Below are 18,485 nucleotides of genomic sequence, written 5' to 3'. Positions count from 1 at the left end.
ATATAACACAAAAGGAAAAACCAAAAGAACCTAAACATTGAAAAGCGATAATTAGATCATAAAAAAGTCATAAAACTAAGGCATCCACCAAGGTCTTATTTCCGTCCTTGATATATAGCTCTCTCTCATAAAAACTCCTTTCCTTGCTTGACGCATGCTTTTAATAGAGAAGCATGAAGTGTCAGAAAATCAAAGTAATTAGAAGTTTAACCCACGATCCAAGTCGTCTTATTTCACTAAAATAATACTCTTCATCTTCAACTTGACCTCGTGTTAATCTCGAGAAGTAGAAAGGTCGCCAGAACTCGTAAAAGCCAAGACTAACTTCATCCCTAAAATTTTTTGGATTATCTACTTTAATATCAGCTAGGGTTCAGCCGGCGTTCCAGAGTTACTTCATGGGCCATGCGGGAAACATAGAATCAGTATATACTTGCAGGAAACACCTACCAAAGGACCTGGTCTTGGCAACCAGATCATCATGGGTATATGTTGAACCGTGAAACTGTCTATGGCTCGGTCGATCTCCCTTCTGACCCACAAAGATCAAGAGAGAATTAGTAAATTAGAAATTTGAAGCAAGTTCAGCCCAGCCTCGAAAATGGATAAATAATGCCATATTTTTATCGAAATGAAATGCTTTCAAACAAAAAGTTATCCATAGTTACAATCAGCATAGTCATTTTCTCAGCATTCGCAACAGTACCGTTATTACTCGCTTGGTAACCTAATGAACCTAAAATAACCGTTAATCCATCTTCAGTCAGCCCTGGACAGATGGTGACTATCCTAGGCTCCGACTTAGTTCTTGTGTCAGTATATTTACGATTGCCCAACTTTTTTTCTCATCTCCAATCTTTGCAGCAAGGGCATTCGCTATTCTTTCACCTTTTTTTCTAATAAGTAGGAATAAAATATTCAATCAATCTTTTAATATCAAATTGGTCTATATCTTGAAAATTTAAATTTACTGTTGATAATAAAGTTGTTGCTATTAGGCTTGTGAAGATGTGCAAAGACTGTATAAATGTGATATAATGATGAAAAGGCATTGGTGGATGACAGAGAGAGACGACAAACTGGGCGAGTTCTACAATACATTATACTTACCATACACAGGAATGTGCCTATCATTTATCATCATCGGGGCTTATGCAGCTAAATCTGTTGACCTGTTCTTATTAGCACTAACATTATTAGCATACTTTCTTGGTCTTGGTATAGCTTCTCATATGGTAGATCAGTTAGCTGGTAAGCCCTGGGGCCATAGAATGACAGACAATGAACTTAAAATGATAATAGCAGTATCACTAATAGGTGCATTTAGTATAGGCGCTTATGGAGTACTATTAACTGACTATCCACTAATTATATTTATGGCACCGGCTGGATTCTTTGTATTTGCGTATAATTTCGAGTGGGGTCCAAGATCACCAAAGTTTGGCTTGTATAAGGGTAAGCCAGATGCATTATTTCACACAGATGCCTTCTTTGCTCTAAGCTGGGGATTTCTACCAACATTAACATCTTACTACGCTCAAGCATTAACTGTTGACATTATAGGGATAGCTGTATCACTGTTAACAGGGATTATAGCACTCCAAGAGATAACATTGAGCAGGTATTGTAAAACAATTAGGAGAGAGGTTGATTGGGCAAAGCTTTGTCTTATCAAGCCTGAGCGTGCATTGAAAATACTTGTTATACTAACATATGTTATAACAGTATCATTTGTGGTGGTTCACTATTTATAAGATAATAAGCGAAGATTTCGGCAGATTTATGCTGAATAAGATCATAGACCTTGAACATAAGTGTAATATAAAGCTCATCAAGTATCAGAAACTGTCATTATCAGAAGTTGCTACAGTTGAACAGATGCTTTCGATTAACTTGTTCACGCTAGCTTTATTGATTATTTTTTTGTAGCCGATATCCTCACTGATATAGGATTGCATATTGGTCCATAACGTTCCAATTTAGCGTTTTTTATCCGCTACAAACAACAACTAAGGAAATAATTCTTCCTCAGGCATGCATTTTTTGTGGATCCATCTCTCCTTATGCTTGACTATCTCCTGACCTACCTTGATGTCACCCTCACATTCTGAGCACTTTGTCTTGTATCTGGCTCTCACAATAAACCACTCCTTATTTCTTAATATTGACACAACATAAATGTCTTTGAAGTTTAATCTATCTGATTTTTTTATTATGGGCGTGCAGGTGTATAATCGCATTTACACAGGTAATCTCATGTTTGATAAATGCATGATTTATGGAGCAGAAGATGCGTTCGTGTACGAGAGGAATTTAATATATTTGCTCAAGGAGGCGGGACTAGAGGTAGAATAATAGAATGTCGAAAGAAGTTTTACCTAATGAGAAAGACATACCAGGAGCCAAGAAAGAGATCGTCGAGATAGTGCTGGAAGGCGAGGACCTGGAGATGTTCAGGGTCTTGAAGGAGGAGATGGGGATGGAGGACGACGCTCAAGCGATGAAGGAGATGCTGTCCTACCTGAACCCTATCAGGGTGGAGGTCGAGGTCCCCAGGAACTACTACGACTGCATAAGGAACGAGTTCACCAATCCACACCGAACATCCAGAACTAATGAAAAGCTTCCTGAAGAAGTTATTCTAAGCGAATCTTGGTTGAGTTGTCAGCCGACTTAAAGAGGGCAAAATAATAAATAATCAAAAGGCAAAACACACTTTAGGTACTCAAATGACAAAGTTTCCAAAATCTAATATTAACTCGGTGTATTGAAATGAGTTCAAGCAATAAAAGTAAGAATATTAGTTTTGGCTTCACGATAGGCATTATACTGAGTCCTCTAATAGGTCTTCTACTTGCTATAGTGTATCCAGATAGGGGAGCAGATTATCTGTTGACTATCTGTCTACCTTTAGGTATTGCCGTAGGTTGGACAATTGGATGGCTTTTGGGCGAGCGTGTATCACAGTTAAGCGAGCGTAGCATAGTGGCACTTGCAATGTTTGGAGTTATTATCTGGGTCCTCGTAATATTAGCCATAGAGATTTTCGGTTTGTATTAAATCTTGAAACTCATACTTGGCTTATAAAAAAACGCTTCTAAATAACAGTCTCCCAACCTATTGGGGCGGGTTGATGTTAAGGCCCCTACACCCTATTTTTTGCGAAAGTAATGAAACTACTGTTACCCGTGATCTCCGGCTTCACTACTCGACCACGCTCGGGTTCACGCTTGAAATTCTTTCCTTAAGACGGATTTCGCTCAAGGAAAGGAGACTAGCGAATGGGAAATGAATCCGCAGTTACTGCAGATTTTAAACGTTTAAAATTATGAGTGTTAGTTCATAATCAAGAGTCATGTAATGGATTCGATTCACTTCTTAGGCTTCTTCCTCATTTGATCTTACTTATCTCTTTGCCCAAAGCTTCTTTAAGTTTTGAAAAAGAATTCTGTGTATCCCCTATGGCTTTATTCAGGTCCTGAAATAACTTTTTGTCAATCCTTTCGTAGACGGCTTTCGGAAAATCCGTGGCGAATTTCACTATATCCGGATCGTTCGATCCTTTCAAATTCAAAATGAAAGAATACTCTCCATCTTCGACTTGACCTCGTATTAATCTGGAGAAGTAATAAGACTTCCAGAACTCATCAAATTTTCCACTAACTTCATTTCTAAATTTTGTTGGATTATCTACATGAATATCTTTCATTCGATTGTCAGTTTCTTCATCAACTATTCGTTGGACCTCTTTTACAAAAATCTCCCTGATTTCAAAGTATCTTTTAGCTTGACCTTGCCAGTCTTCAACTGACTTGCGTATGGATTCGTCTGTCAAAACATAAAATATTTTTTCTTTTACGATTAGAATGGGATTGAGTCTCATTGGCGTTTATCTGCTGTACAAGCGTCAAGTCTCAAGAATAAAAAATCTAATAAACTATAGTTGCCTAATATGTCTAACGTGGATAAAGAAAACGCCAAAAAGAAACTCGGCGAACTTGTTAGCAAGTACGAACAAGTGTGCAGTAGTGTAAAGGAGGGCGAATTTAGTGAGGCTGATGTTGGTTCCAAATTCATCTTGCCATTGCTAGATATTTTAGGTTGGGACATCAACGACATAGATGAAGTCAAAGAGCAGAGAAGAACGTTATCTGGACTAGTAGATTATTCTTTGGCGATCCACGGGAAGCCTCACCTAGTTGTTGAAATTAAGAAGTTCACTGAAGACCTCGACGGCTATCGAGATGTTCGCGGGCGTAGGGAGACTTTCCCGTCCAATTTTAAGTGGCTAACAATTTATTACAGGAATGTTTCAAGATAAGCTACTAAGTCGTCTATCATCATGCAGACTTCTTGTTGTACTGCTTGGTCTATTATCCAGTCATTGTTCAGTCTTCCGTCGATGAAACCGTCACTTTTTTCTCTCATGTTGTTTCGAAGATCTTTTATGGCTCCATTCCATTCCTCGTCAACTATCATATCATTGATAGCAGAAAGCATGTTGCTTAAGGCCTTTTTCCTCTGGCTTGGATTGTTTTTAAACACCTCATCTGGCAGATTTTGAATATACTCATTGATGATTTCTGGGGCTTCTTCAGCACTTGCCACAATAACCTCCATTATGTCGGTTCCAACACCGCCATCATCATCTGTTACGGTCAAAGTCACCGTGTAGGTTCCAGGCTCAGAATATACGTGACTTGCTGTTGTGGTTCCCGTTGCGTCTGGTTGAACGTTCTCTTCGTTTAAAGTTCCAGATACAACTGTTCCATCGCCGAAATTCCATGTAGTAGTATGGGTATCTAACCAGCCAGGATCCGTAAAGCTGCCGGTGAATGTCAGCGTATGGACGATTGGGAGAACGAAGTGTGGATTTGGCTGGTCCATGGCATCAATAGTTGCAGTCGGTGCCACATTATTCACCATTACAGTTAGAGTATCGGTACCTTGTGCGCCGTCATCATCTGTAACGGTTAACGTGACTGTATATTCTCCGTTATCCCCATAGGCGTGAGTGCCTGTCACGGTTCCTGCGCCATCAGACTCTACCACGGTTCCAGACTCTGCAGGTGAACCATCACCCCAATCCCATACAGCCGTATGTATGTCTTCAGTGTTAGGATCCGTGAAGGAGCCTTCCAGCGACACCAAGTCACCCTCATCAACTGTCTGGTCGGGTCCAGCATTTACCGTTGGAGGTATACTTGGCATTAATATACGAAACCAAATCTGAGAACTATCTTCTTCTGTTCCTGCGCTCGTCAACACGTCCCCACATGCTCCTTCAAGATCTCCTGAGATAGCTCCATTTGCGAGGTTTATCGTTAGGACTAGGTCTCTGCCTCCCTCTGGATTAATATCAGATTGGTCGTCATCGTTAGGGGCTTCATCTTCATCCCAGACCTGAATCTTAATTTCTGCGGACCCGGAGAGCCCTACGTATCTTGCGAACGCCCATCCTGGATAAATGTCATTGTTATCAATGACTTGATTGCCCTCATTTATGAAACGGAAACCGTTTATGTAAACCCTGACATAGAAGTCTGCGTTGCCCCAAAAAGGGTCATGGTAGTCCAAAGCATATATATGATTGATGACAACCGTTAGAGCAGAGTTCTGGCTAACCGTTTCATAGAATAGCTCGTACAAAGCAGCTGTTGCTCGTATGGCGTGGAGTAAACAATTTTCGCGGATCACTCCTAGGTCACCATCATCGTTGTTATCACCAGCATCATTGTCATCCAAGTGATAGGCATACCTCGGTTTGGTAATTGAATCCATACCAAGTTCCGAATATATTTCGTCCATCCAACCACCCCAGTAATCGTTAGTGTCTCCATCATAGTCATCTGAGGGGAAGAAGTCTCCGATCTGATTAGCCGTGTAGAACAGATAGAAGAGTGGGTCGAATGTGTCCTCAGGAATTTCAAACTTGCCCATTGAACTTAGCCAATCTAGTTCAGATTGACTGAGCATAGCATGTCCATAAGTCATCCAGTCTTCATAGCAGTCATCATCAGGCCAGTGCATATCTTCATGCGCATGAGCTGGTACCGTCATATCGGCAAGAAGATGAGCAATATGTCCTAAATATTCGTAGGCCCGATTTATGTGTCCATATCCGTATTCCCCCAAAGCCTTCCCATATGCATATTCTCCCAAAGCCATCCCCCACAACACTTGGGCTTTCTGCCAAGCATTTTCTGCATCTTCGACAAACGGTGAGCTATCAACGGGATCGTTAATTCCTTTGTCTACATCCCAAAAGTGAGTGTAAGTTACGGGAGACCAATCATAGACGTGGTCCGTGAGGTCTTCATGTCCCGCGCCAGAATAGATTTGTCCGAAATAGTCATTGATTTCGCCATTTGAGTACAGAGACAAGGCTGCAAAGGCTATGTACTCATGTACTGGCTGACCATCATCACCTACCGAGTAAGCTAACGCATTCGGGATGCACGTCAGACCAATTGCCAGGACAAATAATAGTGACATAGTTAAGAGAGCGAGTGCCTTTTCCATTCTTGTATTATTTCTGATTATGGCTATTGAAAAATTTCTATTAGAAATCATTGTTATCTTAGAAATTGGGAAGGATATATGTAAAAACCTTATCAATTCACACTTAACTTACAAGTAATTATTCCTTTTAAATAAAATATTACAGATAAGTTATGGATAAAGGAAAAATAGGGTTCAGGGAAGAAGCTACTATTACTACGATGAGCTTACTCCTACGATCTTATATCGAAGACTTTAGGCTCAGATCTGGCTTGGATGTCCGCAAGGCATCATACGTCCCATAGTTATTCTAAGGAGTGACATCCTCAAACCGATCAAGAGAAGATAATCCACCTCGCAGACAGTATGGCATCAGGAGTAGATCGTCCAGAGGATTCCTACAAACAGAGGCCTAAGCCAAAGCCCCCAATAACCTTGACTCATCCTCTTTCTAAGGGAAGTGTAGTTAAGAAAAATGACGAAAAAAGGCTCATTGATGCTAACAAAGAGACAGAACTGATATTGGAAGAAGCCTCGCCCATCTTGAAAAAGAGTCCTATGGAAGTTTTCTTAAAGATATTTGAGAAACTTAAGAACAGTCAATTGACCAAGATTCCTGCGTATACAGAACCGCCCATCAACGACAACAGCCTATTCGATCACCTCAAGCTAACAACAGCCATTGCAACAGTCATATATCTGTCGAGTGGATACGTGGGAGACTTATTTATGAACTATTTTTGTGTACTTAATTAAAAATTACACCACAATTAATTTAATAAAGGAAGTAGGCGATTCGAATATAGAGGCATATAATTGTAGAGGTAGGTGATAGGAAGAGTTGCCAAAAGTTGAGGTCTCTCGGGTTATCAAGGCGCCGAGAGGTAAGGTCTGGGAGGTCGCGGCCGACCCTGAATCAATGCTTAGATGGTGGCCCGGCGTCGAGTCTCCCCGAGTTGACATCCTTAGTCGAGAGGGAAATACCATCACAATTAGGGGCATGGCAACTGTGGGAGGCAGAGAAGTCACAATGACTGAAAAGTGGACGCTCCATCCACCGGAAAAGATCGAAATGGAGATCTTGGAAGGCCCGATTCTCGGTAAAACCATCCAAACATATGAGGAAGTCCCTGAAGGGACAAAGGTAACTTGGTCTTCCGACGTTCACTTTAAAGGAGTTCTGGGGAAGATTCTGGGACTCTTCGTCGGCTCCAGGGTCAAGGACTCAGTCGGGCAGCCATTAGAGGAGATGGCGAAATATATCGAGGCCCAGTAGTCTCTAACTTTTCTTTCTACTTTCTACAGAGTTAAAATTTATGCGCGTGTAATCGAATCGTTTAAAGAGAATATTAAATCTAAAAAGCACAAAAAAAATCTTATATTTGTAATTCATGTTATTATTCATTAATGAGCATATCAAAGAAGTGGGATATTTGGCTAATATGTGTGACCTTTTTAGCGAATTTAAGAGATCGAATTTAAGAGAACTAGTCGATGCTATCAACTTGTTGTAAAGTTGCTTTGAATAGTCCTTCATGTCCGTGGTACTTACGTAGCATTTCTTTGTTTATGCCGAGGTCGATGGATATGCCGTCGTAGTCACACCATTCACATGTTATTTGAAGTCCAAGTCTTCTTTTATTTCTGTCGATTAGCCGTATGTATGAAAGTAATTCGCCACATTCCGGACACCTAGGTTCACTCATATCGATTTTAAACATATAGAGGAATTAGTGGGGTATCCCTTATTAAAATTCAGGTGTATAATTTTTTTCGGAAAATTAAGGGGTCTTTGGCCCCTTCACTATCGCTCATAATATAAAACGGCGACTATCTCATGGGCAACGATCTGATTTTTTAATTATGGGCGTGCCCTCTCTTGCTTGCCCTACGAGGGCTGGAGGAACCGAACGGGCAAGTTTTCCCCACCGGCGTGTTGGTTTTCGGTGACTTGGCGCCGGGCGCCCCACAGATTTGAAAGGGTCGGATTGTCAGAGATTCATATATATTTCAGGAAAATAAAAGAACGGATATATGATCAAACAAAACTCCCTAGGAAATAAGATTCTACGGGCTTATCCTATAAAAACCTCTGTAATCTTGGTTTCTTTTGATTTTGTAGCCAAAGAAGATAGGAAAGTAGTTAATGAAAGATTAAGCGAATATTTTGAAACTAATATTCAATTGCATCACGAAGATAAATCATTTTAGACAGGGAATATTAAAACATATAAAATCGATTTGAGTGTGCCAGATTTCCAAACAGTAGTGAGTACTCTATTTAAAAATAACCCTCGGAAAAAATGCGGGGTGCGGGATTTGAACCCGCGTTGCCAGCTTGGGAGGCTGACGTCCTAGACCAGACTAGACCAACCCCGCCATCGGTCTGGTTATCTCCGATCAACTTTTTAGCTATTGCCTTTTTCGTAGCTTTCTAATTATGCTAGGAACTAATCACCGATTTGGAGATACAAAAGGGCATTCTAGATAAGTAAATATAAGGATGAGTTCAAAAACTAATTGCGTAGGGAACTAAGGTCATAACAAAGGGACAAAATATGAGGAAAAATTCAATGAATTTGAATAATCAAAGAATTGCTTTTCAAGGAGAACTTGGTGCTTACAGTGAAGAAGCTGCTTTCAAATATTTTGGAAACTTGATACAAACGATAGGATGTAAAACATTGTCGGATGTTTTTCAAATTTTAGAAGAAAATAAAGTTGATTTTGTAATAATTCCCGTTGAAAATTCGTTAGAAGGAAGCATAGGCCAATCTTACGATTTGCTATTAGAATATAATTTGAAAGCCTATGGAGAAATTTTTCACAGAATAAAACATTGTTTAATATCGTTTTCTAATAATGATCTGAAATCTATTAAAACGGTTTACTCACATCCTCAGGCGTTAGGACAATGTAGAAAATTTTTAGAAGAATTGAAATGCGAAATAATGCCTTTTTATGATACTGCTGGTAGCGTCAAAATGATAAAAGAGAAGAATTTAAGAAATGCTGCGGGAATAGCCAGTGAAAGGACAGCAAAAATTTATGGAATGAAAGTTATCGTAGAAGGTATAGAAACCAATCGTAATAATTACACAAGATTTTTAATATTATCGAAAAAGGGTTCAGCACCAACAGGGAATGATAAAACCTCTATTATATTCACAACTAGGCACGTTCCTGGAGCTTTACATAATGCCTTAAGAATTTTTTCAGACAATGATATTAATCTAACAAAGATAGAATCAAGACCAATCGTTGGAAGACCTTGGGAATACAATTTCTATTTAGATTTTGAAGGTCATTATACAGACAAAATAGTTAGCAAAGCATTACAAATTTTAAAGCGTAATTCTCTATTCGTAAAAATAATAGGTTCTTATCCTAAGGCAAAAGAAAATTTCAGTAAAGAGTAATTTAATGAAAATAGCCTAACATGTTTGGTGTCTTAAAATGAAAATAGCAATAATAGGTGGCGCAGGAAATATGGGAAAATGGTTTTGCATTTTCTTCTTGAAACAAGGATATGAGGTAATAGTTTCAGGAAGAACTAGACAAAAATTATTTAATTTATCAAAAGAAATTCCAGTAGAGGTTGCTAAAAATAATATCGATGCTGTAAAGAAAGCCGATATTATTTTGATTTCTGTTTTATTACAAAGCTTTGAAGATGTTGTAAAAGAAGTGGCGCCTTACATTAAAGAGAATCAAATTATTTGGGATATAACATCTGTAAAAGAAATTCCATTGAACATAATGCACAAATATATTAAGAAGGGAACGATCCTAGGAACTCATCCAGTTTTTGGACCAGGAGCAAAAGATACGAATGAAAATTTCGTTCTTACTCCTACCAACAAAAAAGAGGAAAAATACGCTAGAGAATTAAAAATATGGCTAGAAGAAAGAGGTTTTAAAGTTAGTGTAATGTCTCCAAGAAAGCATGATGAACTAATGGCAGTTATTCTAGGATTATCCCATTTTGTTGGTTTGGCTGTTGGAGATACATGGCTTGAATTGAATTTTAGAGAATTAGAAAAAATTTCTGGTACAAGTTTTAAAACTCTTTTTAATCTTGTAGAAAATATTGTTAATACAGATCCAGAATTCTATTCTGTCCTTCAGATGAATCTACCTGATATCAACAAAGTAGAAAGTTTATTTAAAAAGAAAATTGAAAAGTGGCTAAATATCATAAAGAATAAGGATAAGGAAAGATTTGTAACAGAGATGATAACCTTAAGAAAAAAATTAGAAGAATCAAGAAGATATAGTATAAAAGATAACAGTTGCCAAAGCTCTTAGTAAGAAGAACTATTAAAGGCTATATTGTAGGTAAGATATTTAAATCGAAGCATATCGTTGTTCTGATGATCCTACAAGCTATGCATATAAGGGAGCGGCAGACGCCAAAGCAGCTTTAGCTTCTATGACATCTTACATTTCAGATTTGGAAGGTATCTTCGATTTGGGGGTCACCAAATCTTTGCTTCTGGATGAAATTCGGAACGCCTATAATAAAAGGAAAACCATTCATCTGGAGCGAGTCGCAATGGAATGGACAGAAACTCCGTGATGTGCCAGATTCAGTAGATGGGGAATATAACCTTTTACATGTATATATCAGATGAAATTTATCCCATATGAATCTCTTACTGGCACTAACCGCCACCTTCATAGTTAAGCCAATAATTCGAATAGTAGATGACATCTCCTTTGACGAAGAGCTCTGAGCCACATAATGGGCACTTCTTGATAGGTTCAACCATATGCTCACCATATATTAATCGAACTCTAATTAAACATCTTGGATATCGATGAAAAATGGGGAATCTAGATAGACCCATTGTTAAGAAATTTCAACTTACTTAACTAAACGGCTCAGAGGGCATATAGCAATGGGGACAAACACTATCCCTGCCACCTTTGTAGATGTGATAAGTTCTTAATCGCAACAAATTCCAGAATCGTGAGTATCACTATAAAAGTGAAAGATGATTCTTTTTGATATCGACTATTTTTAATGAATAAAGCAGATCTATCCTTATGTGAATCTTAAATAGATGTTTCTCATCCTAATATCTATGCCTATAGCGTTCGTATTGATGAGTGTAGAGTCGGGCTCTGATAGGGCCATCATGAAGAAGCTAAAAGATATGGTGGTTGAAGAAGCCTACGAAATTTATGGCGCCTATGACATCATAGCCAAAATCAAAGCGGAGAGCGTAGATAGGTTAAAGGAGATAGTCATGAAGATAAGAAAGATAAAAGATGTACGTACCACACTTACTCTTTTAGTAGTTTAAACTTTGGCAACGAGAAAAGAGTCGTAAAAGAAGACAATAGAAGATAGAACGAGAACTTTCACGATCGAAGAAAATGATGGATATGCGTTGGGCGCCATGATGCGTTTAATCATGATATACCCCACAATGCCCTATTTAATCATCTGAAGTTAAAACTCTTCAATAAAAGAAGTTTAGATATTCCCTTGATTATTCGTGAGATATATACACTCTCTCAACAAAATGGTAAATCGGCAACTACGCCCCCAGTATTTTTGACCCTTTTAAGGTCTCATCCCACACAAAATCGCGATCATTAAAGATGAGGCTGTTATATCGGCCGTTGTCCCAGGGTTTAGCCGGTTTTGTGAATCTCTCAGATTTTTATCTAATCGAATCAGTGCTTTCCCCCCAGCCTTAGAAGTTAGACCTCCCAACTTCAAGACATTCTTGGCTTGTCTGGAAATCTTCTTAGCTTCGACCAATCCTATCTCCACTGCTTTATTAATCTTCTTTACATGCTTCACCCCAACCTTTCTAGCTACGAGTGTATCAGGATATTTTGCTAATATAGTCAGGAATGTATGTACTGTTGCTATGTTTATATCACCAATCTTTTTATAGATGTCTATTAGAGTTTTATAGCCTACATTAAAAGAAAGTCTCATCCCTGTAGTTAGCTCTTTGGCTATATTATCCCATCCAGATGAAATCTTCATCAGCTCATATAAGTTGATATCTTTCTCTATTAACTTGCTTTTTACATTGCTTTCTATAATGTCTGGTGCGTCTTCTACCTCCAACCGACCTAGAGCCTCGATGCTAGAGGTAAGAACTACATCGCAGACATCCATAGCGTCTTGAGGAGTTGTCAATCTCATGATCTTTGATAGAATTTGACGTAATTTGTTAGGTTCCACCCTTTCAAATTTTATGGTAGTAAATCCGGCCGATGCTGCCAAAGGTACGAAGAGTAGGCTTATGCCAAGATGCGTGTTACCTCCTTTGTGCCATAATCTAACTTCATGAATAGCTTTCTTAATGTATCTGCCGATTTCTATCTCATCGATTCTGATCTGATCAAGGCTTGCCCTCATTCCCCTTAATGCAACTTCTCTTACAGAAGGTCCAAGGGCTATAGAGCCAGCCAGATAATGCTCAAAGCGCGTGTCGATGAAATCAAAATCTCTATGTACGTTCCCAGGTTTTGGTGTGCCACTCACTTCTAAGGCTGATGCAAGTTGAGCTGACATCATTATATTATCAGCTATCTTTAAAAGGTCCTTTTCCATAGTAGGTATAACAAAAGTATCTAATGATATATCTTTGTTTATCTTATCTTATACTATGAGAATAACTGAACTCTTAAATATTTACTATTCTTCTTCAGATGACTTTAGCTATTTACTATAAAATCGAAAAAAGGAAAAATTTATAAATATAGCTTTAGATTTATATAATAAATTTAGGTAAACCTAACATATAAGGGGGGTATTGCGTCGAAGATACGTTTTAGTGATATGGAATCCGTTAATAAGGGCGTCGTCGTTAGGATCAAAGAAAGCGGTACGACTAGACGCCGTATCATGGATATGGGAATAGTCGGAAGATCCGAGATAAAAGTAATCCGCCAAGCGCCCCTGAAGAATCGTATGGAGTTCGAAATTCGAGATTATAATTTACTCTTGAGAAAAAAGAAGGAGATAACATATATGTTTATTTGGAGGGAGAGTGATGGGAATATTACGCTTCCCTCACCGTAGACGAGCTCATATCAAGAAATTACATCATAGAGGAAAAACCAGAAGTTATCGTCGATATATGCCTCTGGTTATGCTTCCTATAGGTGCCAAGGGGAAGATTACTGGAATTCTTGGTGGTAGAAGGGTAGTTAGGAGATTAAGCGATATGGGTTTTATTCCTGGTGTTGAGGTGAAGGTTGTGCACTCCCATGCTTCCCCTAATCATGGACATGGAGGACCTTTGGTAGTCGAAATTAAGGATACGAGGATCGCTCTGGGGAGGGGAGTTGCCATGAAGATCATGGTACAGGAGTCGATGGTTAATAGTACATACAGTGGCATTGATAGGGAACCCAAACGTGGGTAAGTCGGTCATATTCAATAACTTGATACCTGGCGCAAGGCAGCATGTGGGAAACTGGCCAGGCAAGACCGTTGAAAAGAAAGAAGGTAAATGTATCCACAAAGGGATCGAGTTGAAGATAGTTGACCTACCTGGAACTTATAGTCTCACCTCCCGCGCCGTGGACGAGCTTATATCACGAAACTACATCATAGAGGAAAAACCAGAAGTTATAGTCGATATAGTCGACGCATCAAACATCGAGAGGAACCTTTATCTCACACTCTTGCTACTTGAGCTGGAAGCAAACTTAGTTATAGCTTTGAACATGTTCGATATCGCGGAAAACAAGGGCTATAAGATCGATGTGAAGAAGCTCTCGGAACAACTTAGTGTGCCGATAGTTCCGACAGTGGCGACCACTAAAGAGGGCATGGAAGAACTTAAGGATGAAATAATCAAAGCTGCAATAAGAAAAGGCTCGATAAAGACCAAGATAACCTATGGAGAGAAGATAGAAGATTTGATAAACTCCATAGTGAAGATCATAAAAAAAGATGAGACTTTGGCTAAAAATTATCCACTGAGGTGGATGGCAATCAAGCTCTTGGAGAAGGACGAAGAAATTCTAGAAAAGATCAGGAATAGCAAATACCACCATGAACTAATGGAGGTGATATCTTGAAGGCAAGAGAAGTCCTAGGGGACGACCCAGAAATCGTACTTGCAGATGAGAGGTACAATCTTATACACACCATATTAGACACTACATTGGTAAGAGGGGCTAAGAAGTGGGCCCAATCTGATATGCTTGACAAGGTTTTCCTTCATAAATATCTAGGTATACCTGTATTCCTAACCCTTGCTTGGGCCATGTTCCAGTTTGCTTTTGATGTTTCCGCGCCCTTCATGAAGATGATAGGCCTCTTCTTTGGGTTGCTTGCCGAAGCATCAAGGGGCATCCCTAATGAGGTCCTTGCCTCCTTTTTAAGTGATGGCATCTTTGGCGGATTGGGTTTCATATTAACTTTCATACCTCTCATATTCTCCTTGTTCTTTGCAATAGCTATCTTAGAAGACAGCGGCTATCTAACTAGAGCAGCCTTCATCATGGACAAGTTTATGTTCAAGTTAGGACTACATGGAAGATCCTTCATACCAATGCTCCTCGGTTTTGGATGCAACGTACCTGCCATGATGGCTACTAGGAGTATCGAATCTGAAAAGGACAGACTAATAACACTATTGATCAACCCATTTATATCTTGCTCTGCACGACTTCCTGTCTATATCCTTATAGCAGGCGCCTTTTTCGGTTCAATGGCGTCTACAGCGATATGGTCCATGTATTTTTTAGGGATCGTCTTAGCCATACTGTTGGCACTATTATTGAGAAAGACTGTACTGCGAGGAGAACCCACTCCTTTCATAATGGAACTCCCACTGTACAAAACGCCTACATTTCACGGATCTGTAATCCACATGTGGGACAGAGGTGTTCAATTCCTTAAGAAGGCGGGTACATACCTCTTGGTTGGCGCGATCATACTATGGTTCCTGTCGAGTTTCCCTTGGGGCGTTGCTCAAGAATCTGTTGAACTCTCCTATACAGGACAAATAGGCCACGCTTTAGAACCGATTTTCAGACCCCTTGGATTTGATTGGCGGATCGTTTCTTCCCTGATCTTCGGATTCATGGCTAAGGAGATCGTTGTAGAGTCACTTGGAATAATTTATGCAGTTGAAGGAGAAGCAGCGATTGCAGGAGCTTTAGTTGTGGACTACACGCCCCTTATCGGCTTTGCTTTGATGGCTTTCATCTTATTGTATATACCTTGCCTTGCAACAGTTGGCACAATGAGGAAGGAATCAGGTTCTTGGAAATGGACTATCTTCCAAGTAGTCTTGTCACTCGTCTTAGCCTACCTAATCGGACTAACCATCACAGGAATAGGGGGTATGTTAGGATACACTTAGAGGTGAAAAAATGGGGTTCAACAAAAATGTTGGAACGGTAATAGGAGTGTACTCCTTTTTCATAGGAATGACATATACCCTTATCGGCCTCCTAGAGATAGTGATAGGATGGGGCGACTTTATAGGAAGTGGCGCCTCCCTAATCCCACCTATAGAACTAGCCGGGATAAACCTTATTCCACCAGATGTCTTGGGCGGAATCATGTTGACAATAATTGGAGCTGTCTACCTCACAGGAGTAAGACAACAAGCACGCGGCGACCGAGAAGGATTGTCCTTCCTCCTTGTCGGTAGCCTTCTCGCAGCTGTATTTTTTGGGGTATTTACGGCGATAATGCTAGCAAACGGCTTAGGATACGTGTTTCAGTTCGAGGACTGGCTGAAGTGGACATGGCTTGACGATCTCAAGCCGGAAATATGGCTATTCCCATTAGCATTGCCTGGAGCGTATCTGGCCTTAACTAAAAAAGAGTGGAGAGAGTGATCGGCATGATAAAGGAGATTTTGAGGGCAATTCGTGATGGAGGCCTTTTAAGCAAAGGCGATATTGCAAACGATATGGGAATCCAAGAATCTACCTTAGAGAGTGTTCTTTCTCTACTTTCATCAAAAGGCTACCTTAAAAGGATCGAGGGCACCGAGGAAATGTCAAAGGGCTGCATAGTATGTCCAACAAGCAGAGAATGCATGAAAAAACCATCAACTGGCAACTCATATATTATAACCAAAAAGGGAAAAAATTACTTGGAAAAGATATAGTTGTATTTAATAAAGGATAGATCTAAATATGTTAAAGATGGAAGAGCTAAGTAAAACTGAAGAGACCTATCTTGAGAGAATCTACGACCTTACTAAGGAAAAGGGTTACGCAAATGTCGTGGATATTGCAATGGCACTTAACGTTAAACCTCCAAGCGTCACTGAAATGCTCCAAAAATTGGAAAAACATAATCTCGTTAATTATGAACGATATCGAGGCGTCACGCTAACCAAAAAGGGTGAAGTGTTAGCTAAATCACTAGAACAGTTTCACGGGACTTTAAGGCGATTTTTTGAGATCTTGGGCGTGGACAAAACCATCGCTGATGAGGACGCTTGTGAGATAGAGCATTCTATACATCATGAAACAATAGAGAAGCTAACAAAATTCCTAAAGTTCATACAAGAATCACCTAAACACCCAAAGTGGCTTGAACACTTCAGATATTATGAGAAAACAGGCAGATACAGATGTAGGGAAACAGAATAAGGTTGATCGTTTTAGGCCAACCTTAAAATAATCCTTAGAGACCTTCGACCAAGCAGAGAGTTGACCTTAATGATCGTCTCTTGCTAGGGAAATTATCAAAGGAAGAACTTGTTCACCCTTTAGAATCTTCAGACTACCTATTGAGGCATCTTTCTCTGTAAACCTGCATGTACCATCTGTTGTTATACTTCCTCCAGAGATCAATAATGGTACTGGATCTGCGCTATGACTCCTAATCTGGCAAGGGGTTGAATGGTCTGCAGATATAGCGATGATCACTTCATCCAGATCGATACGCTTTAACAGATTGCTGAAGAACCTAGAATCTATACTCTCTATCACCTTCTTTTTCCGTATCGCATTCCCATCATGCCCTGGCTCGTCGGGTCCCTTTATATGCACGTACACACAATCATAACTCTCTGATAGTTCAGCCGTCTTTTCTGCTTTAACTTCATAATCTTCTATACCCCCAGCTTCAGCCTCAACCATACCTGTTAGCCTAGCTATCCCCCTCTCTACTGGCATATCCAAGAGACATACAAACCTTAAGCCATACTTTTCGTCAAGCTTCTCAAGCCTTGGCAATGAGTTGCCAGCATCTCTGAGTAATATAGCGTTGCCAGGCATCCCACCTTCTTTCTCCCTATATATATTCACAGGGTGCTCCTTCAAAATTTCTATCGACTTCTCTGTAAACTCATTGACCAAATCGGCAGAAAGCTTTGTCTCGCTTTTTTCATCCAAGGCTCGAACCTTCTCTAACTTTAAATCTCCCTTCCCTACTTTTGCAACCCCAACTCCTTCTAACCTTGAGTATGCTGGATCTGAGTTTGAGATATTCGATGACAGAATCATACCTTCTGCCTTGATCACCAAAACCGCTCTATGGGCTACAGTAGATACAAATTCAAAGGAGGTCTTTGGGTAAGATAGCTTTACATCTTTATTGATCGATTCTGCAAGTGTCTTAGCCTCCTTGCTAGATAGGTCTCTTCCAACCCTCCTGTCCATTATGACCCTATCTTTACCTATTGTGGCAAAATTCGCCCTTATAGCAAGGTCTCCATCTTTAAAACTAACTCCGGCACCAACAGCTTCTATAACGCCTCTTCCAGCGTAACCTTCTTTAAATTCGTAACCTAACATATGAAAGACAGCTATATCAGATTCAGGTGCTATGTCCTTACCTACAGGGTATACAAGACCGCTGATACCTCTTCTTGCAAGAGAATCTAACCATGGTGTATGGGCTGCTTCAAGAGACGTGATCCAATTTAGCTTAGGATCGGGTCTATCACCTACGCCATCAAGTAGAATGTAAATCAAACCTTTCATATTTGCCATCCTTATTATTGAGCATGCCGTCATTTATACTATTTCTT

At 39.7% G+C, this 18,485-nt stretch carries 22 protein-coding genes and 1 tRNA gene; 15 read left to right on the top strand and 8 right to left on the bottom strand.

The genetic code is table 11. The annotated features are described in order from the left end of the window. Nucleotides 1-623: 623 nt before the first annotated feature. Nucleotides 624-836 carry a hypothetical protein gene (locus L6N96_01905; GenBank protein ID MCP8322918.1) on the bottom strand — a complete coding sequence of 71 codons (213 nt, stop codon included), beginning with the start codon at nt 834-836 and terminating at the stop codon, nt 624-626. A 201-nt stretch (nt 837-1,037) separates the two neighbouring features. Here L6N96_01905 and L6N96_01900 point away from each other — a divergent pair, with 201 nt between their 5' ends. Further along, a complete protein-coding gene (locus L6N96_01900) occupies nt 1,038-1,754 on the top strand; it encodes a hypothetical protein (GenBank protein ID MCP8322917.1) in 717 nt (238 codons plus the stop codon). A gap of 255 nt (nt 1,755-2,009) precedes the next feature. Here L6N96_01900 and L6N96_01895 read toward each other — a convergent pair whose 3' ends face one another. Then, entirely contained in the window at nt 2,010-2,240 is a 231-nt protein-coding gene (locus tag L6N96_01895) for a hypothetical protein (protein ID MCP8322916.1), read from the bottom strand. Nucleotides 2,241-2,359: 119 nt separating this feature from the next. Here L6N96_01895 and L6N96_01890 point away from each other — a divergent pair, with 119 nt between their 5' ends. Continuing rightward, nucleotides 2,360-2,677 (top strand): hypothetical protein, encoded by a 318-nt coding sequence (locus tag L6N96_01890; GenBank protein ID MCP8322915.1) that lies wholly within the window; start codon nt 2,360-2,362, stop codon nt 2,675-2,677. A 95-nt stretch (nt 2,678-2,772) separates the two neighbouring features. Continuing rightward, a complete protein-coding gene (locus tag L6N96_01885; protein MCP8322914.1) occupies nt 2,773-3,060 on the top strand; it encodes a hypothetical protein in 288 nt (95 codons plus the stop codon). 331 nt (nt 3,061-3,391) lie between these two features. Here L6N96_01885 and L6N96_01880 read toward each other — a convergent pair whose 3' ends face one another. Continuing rightward, nucleotides 3,392-3,883 carry a hypothetical protein gene (locus tag L6N96_01880; GenBank protein ID MCP8322913.1) on the bottom strand — a complete coding sequence of 164 codons (492 nt, stop codon included), beginning with the start codon at nt 3,881-3,883 and terminating at the stop codon, nt 3,392-3,394. Between the two features lie 69 nt (nt 3,884-3,952). On the opposite strand from L6N96_01880, the gene L6N96_01875 reads away from it, so the two are divergent. After that, the gene (locus tag L6N96_01875; GenBank protein MCP8322912.1) at nt 3,953-4,321 is read left to right on the top strand and encodes a hypothetical protein; all 369 of its coding nucleotides are present in this window, start codon (nt 3,953-3,955) and stop codon (nt 4,319-4,321) included. Here L6N96_01875 and L6N96_01870 read toward each other — a convergent pair. Next, nucleotides 4,300-6,618, bottom strand: coding sequence for a PKD domain-containing protein (locus L6N96_01870; protein MCP8322911.1), 2,319 nt, complete (start codon nt 6,616-6,618; stop codon nt 4,300-4,302). The two genes, L6N96_01875 and L6N96_01870, sit on opposite strands and share 22 nt — an antisense overlap. Before the next feature lie 249 nt (nt 6,619-6,867). Between L6N96_01870 and L6N96_01865 the strand changes: the two genes are divergently transcribed. Together L6N96_01865 and L6N96_01860 are read left to right on the top strand one after the other, a co-directional pair. Further along, nucleotides 6,868-7,257, top strand: coding sequence for a hypothetical protein (locus L6N96_01865; GenBank protein MCP8322910.1), 390 nt, complete (start codon nt 6,868-6,870; stop codon nt 7,255-7,257). 85 nt (nt 7,258-7,342) lie between these two features. Continuing rightward, entirely contained in the window at nt 7,343-7,777 is a 435-nt protein-coding gene (locus L6N96_01860; GenBank protein ID MCP8322909.1) for an SRPBCC family protein, read from the top strand. Nucleotides 7,778-7,988: 211 nt separating this feature from the next. On the opposite strand, the gene L6N96_01855 is transcribed toward L6N96_01860, so the two are convergent. Beyond that, nucleotides 7,989-8,207, bottom strand: coding sequence for a hypothetical protein (locus tag L6N96_01855; protein MCP8322908.1), 219 nt, complete (start codon nt 8,205-8,207; stop codon nt 7,989-7,991). A 598-nt stretch (nt 8,208-8,805) separates the two neighbouring features. Beyond that, a tRNA-Gly gene (locus L6N96_01850) sits at nt 8,806-8,880 on the bottom strand. A 179-nt stretch (nt 8,881-9,059) separates the two neighbouring features. Between L6N96_01850 and pheA the strand changes: the two genes are divergently transcribed. From pheA to L6N96_01835, 3 genes are all read left to right on the top strand, one after another. Further along, nucleotides 9,060-9,920, top strand: coding sequence for a prephenate dehydratase (gene pheA / locus L6N96_01845; GenBank protein ID MCP8322907.1), 861 nt, complete (start codon nt 9,060-9,062; stop codon nt 9,918-9,920). A 37-nt stretch (nt 9,921-9,957) separates the two neighbouring features. Next, complete coding sequence (locus L6N96_01840) at nt 9,958-10,809, top strand: prephenate dehydrogenase/arogenate dehydrogenase family protein (protein MCP8322906.1); 852 nt, start codon at nt 9,958-9,960, stop codon at nt 10,807-10,809. 800 nt (nt 10,810-11,609) lie between these two features. Further along, the gene (locus L6N96_01835) at nt 11,610-11,810 is read left to right on the top strand and encodes an Lrp/AsnC ligand binding domain-containing protein (GenBank protein MCP8322905.1); all 201 of its coding nucleotides are present in this window, start codon (nt 11,610-11,612) and stop codon (nt 11,808-11,810) included. 263 nt (nt 11,811-12,073) lie between these two features. On the opposite strand, the gene L6N96_01830 is transcribed toward L6N96_01835, so the two are convergent. Beyond that, a complete protein-coding gene (locus L6N96_01830) occupies nt 12,074-13,081 on the bottom strand; it encodes a triphosphoribosyl-dephospho-CoA synthase (protein ID MCP8322904.1) in 1,008 nt (335 codons plus the stop codon). A 442-nt stretch (nt 13,082-13,523) separates the two neighbouring features. On the opposite strand from L6N96_01830, the gene L6N96_01825 reads away from it, so the two are divergent. Genes L6N96_01825 through L6N96_01800 form a run of 6 tightly spaced genes read left to right on the top strand, consistent with a single transcriptional unit; the run spans nt 13,524 to nt 17,100 of the window. Beyond that, a complete protein-coding gene (locus L6N96_01825) occupies nt 13,524-13,898 on the top strand; it encodes a ferrous iron transport protein A (protein MCP8322903.1) in 375 nt (124 codons plus the stop codon). Further along, the gene (locus tag L6N96_01820; protein ID MCP8322902.1) at nt 13,867-14,559 is read left to right on the top strand and encodes a 50S ribosome-binding GTPase; all 693 of its coding nucleotides are present in this window, start codon (nt 13,867-13,869) and stop codon (nt 14,557-14,559) included. Before L6N96_01825 ends, L6N96_01820 begins: the two co-directional genes overlap by 32 nt. Further along, the gene (feoB, locus tag L6N96_01815) at nt 14,556-15,851 is read left to right on the top strand and encodes a ferrous iron transport protein B (protein ID MCP8322901.1); all 1,296 of its coding nucleotides are present in this window, start codon (nt 14,556-14,558) and stop codon (nt 15,849-15,851) included. Before L6N96_01820 ends, feoB begins: the two co-directional genes overlap by 4 nt. A gap of 10 nt (nt 15,852-15,861) precedes the next feature. Then, entirely contained in the window at nt 15,862-16,335 is a 474-nt protein-coding gene (locus L6N96_01810; protein ID MCP8322900.1) for a hypothetical protein, read from the top strand. A 5-nt stretch (nt 16,336-16,340) separates the two neighbouring features. Further along, nucleotides 16,341-16,610, top strand: coding sequence for a FeoC-like transcriptional regulator (locus tag L6N96_01805; protein ID MCP8322899.1), 270 nt, complete (start codon nt 16,341-16,343; stop codon nt 16,608-16,610). A gap of 37 nt (nt 16,611-16,647) precedes the next feature. Then, on the top strand, nt 16,648-17,100 hold the full coding sequence (locus L6N96_01800; GenBank protein ID MCP8322898.1) for a metal-dependent transcriptional regulator: 453 nt from the start codon (nt 16,648-16,650) through the stop codon (nt 17,098-17,100). A 66-nt stretch (nt 17,101-17,166) separates the two neighbouring features. Here the strand turns inward: L6N96_01800 and L6N96_01795 are convergent, their stop codons facing one another. Next, nucleotides 17,167-18,471: an alkaline phosphatase family protein gene (locus L6N96_01795; protein MCP8322897.1), complete on the bottom strand. Its 1,305-nt coding sequence runs from the start codon at nt 18,469-18,471 to the stop codon at nt 17,167-17,169. Nucleotides 18,472-18,485: the final 14 nt, after the last annotated feature.

Source organism: Candidatus Methylarchaceae archaeon HK02M2, assembly GCA_024256165.1.
GTDB lineage: Archaea > Thermoproteota > Nitrososphaeria > Nitrososphaerales > JACAEJ01 > HK02M2.
This window is presented reverse-complemented; position numbering and strand designations above follow the sequence as displayed.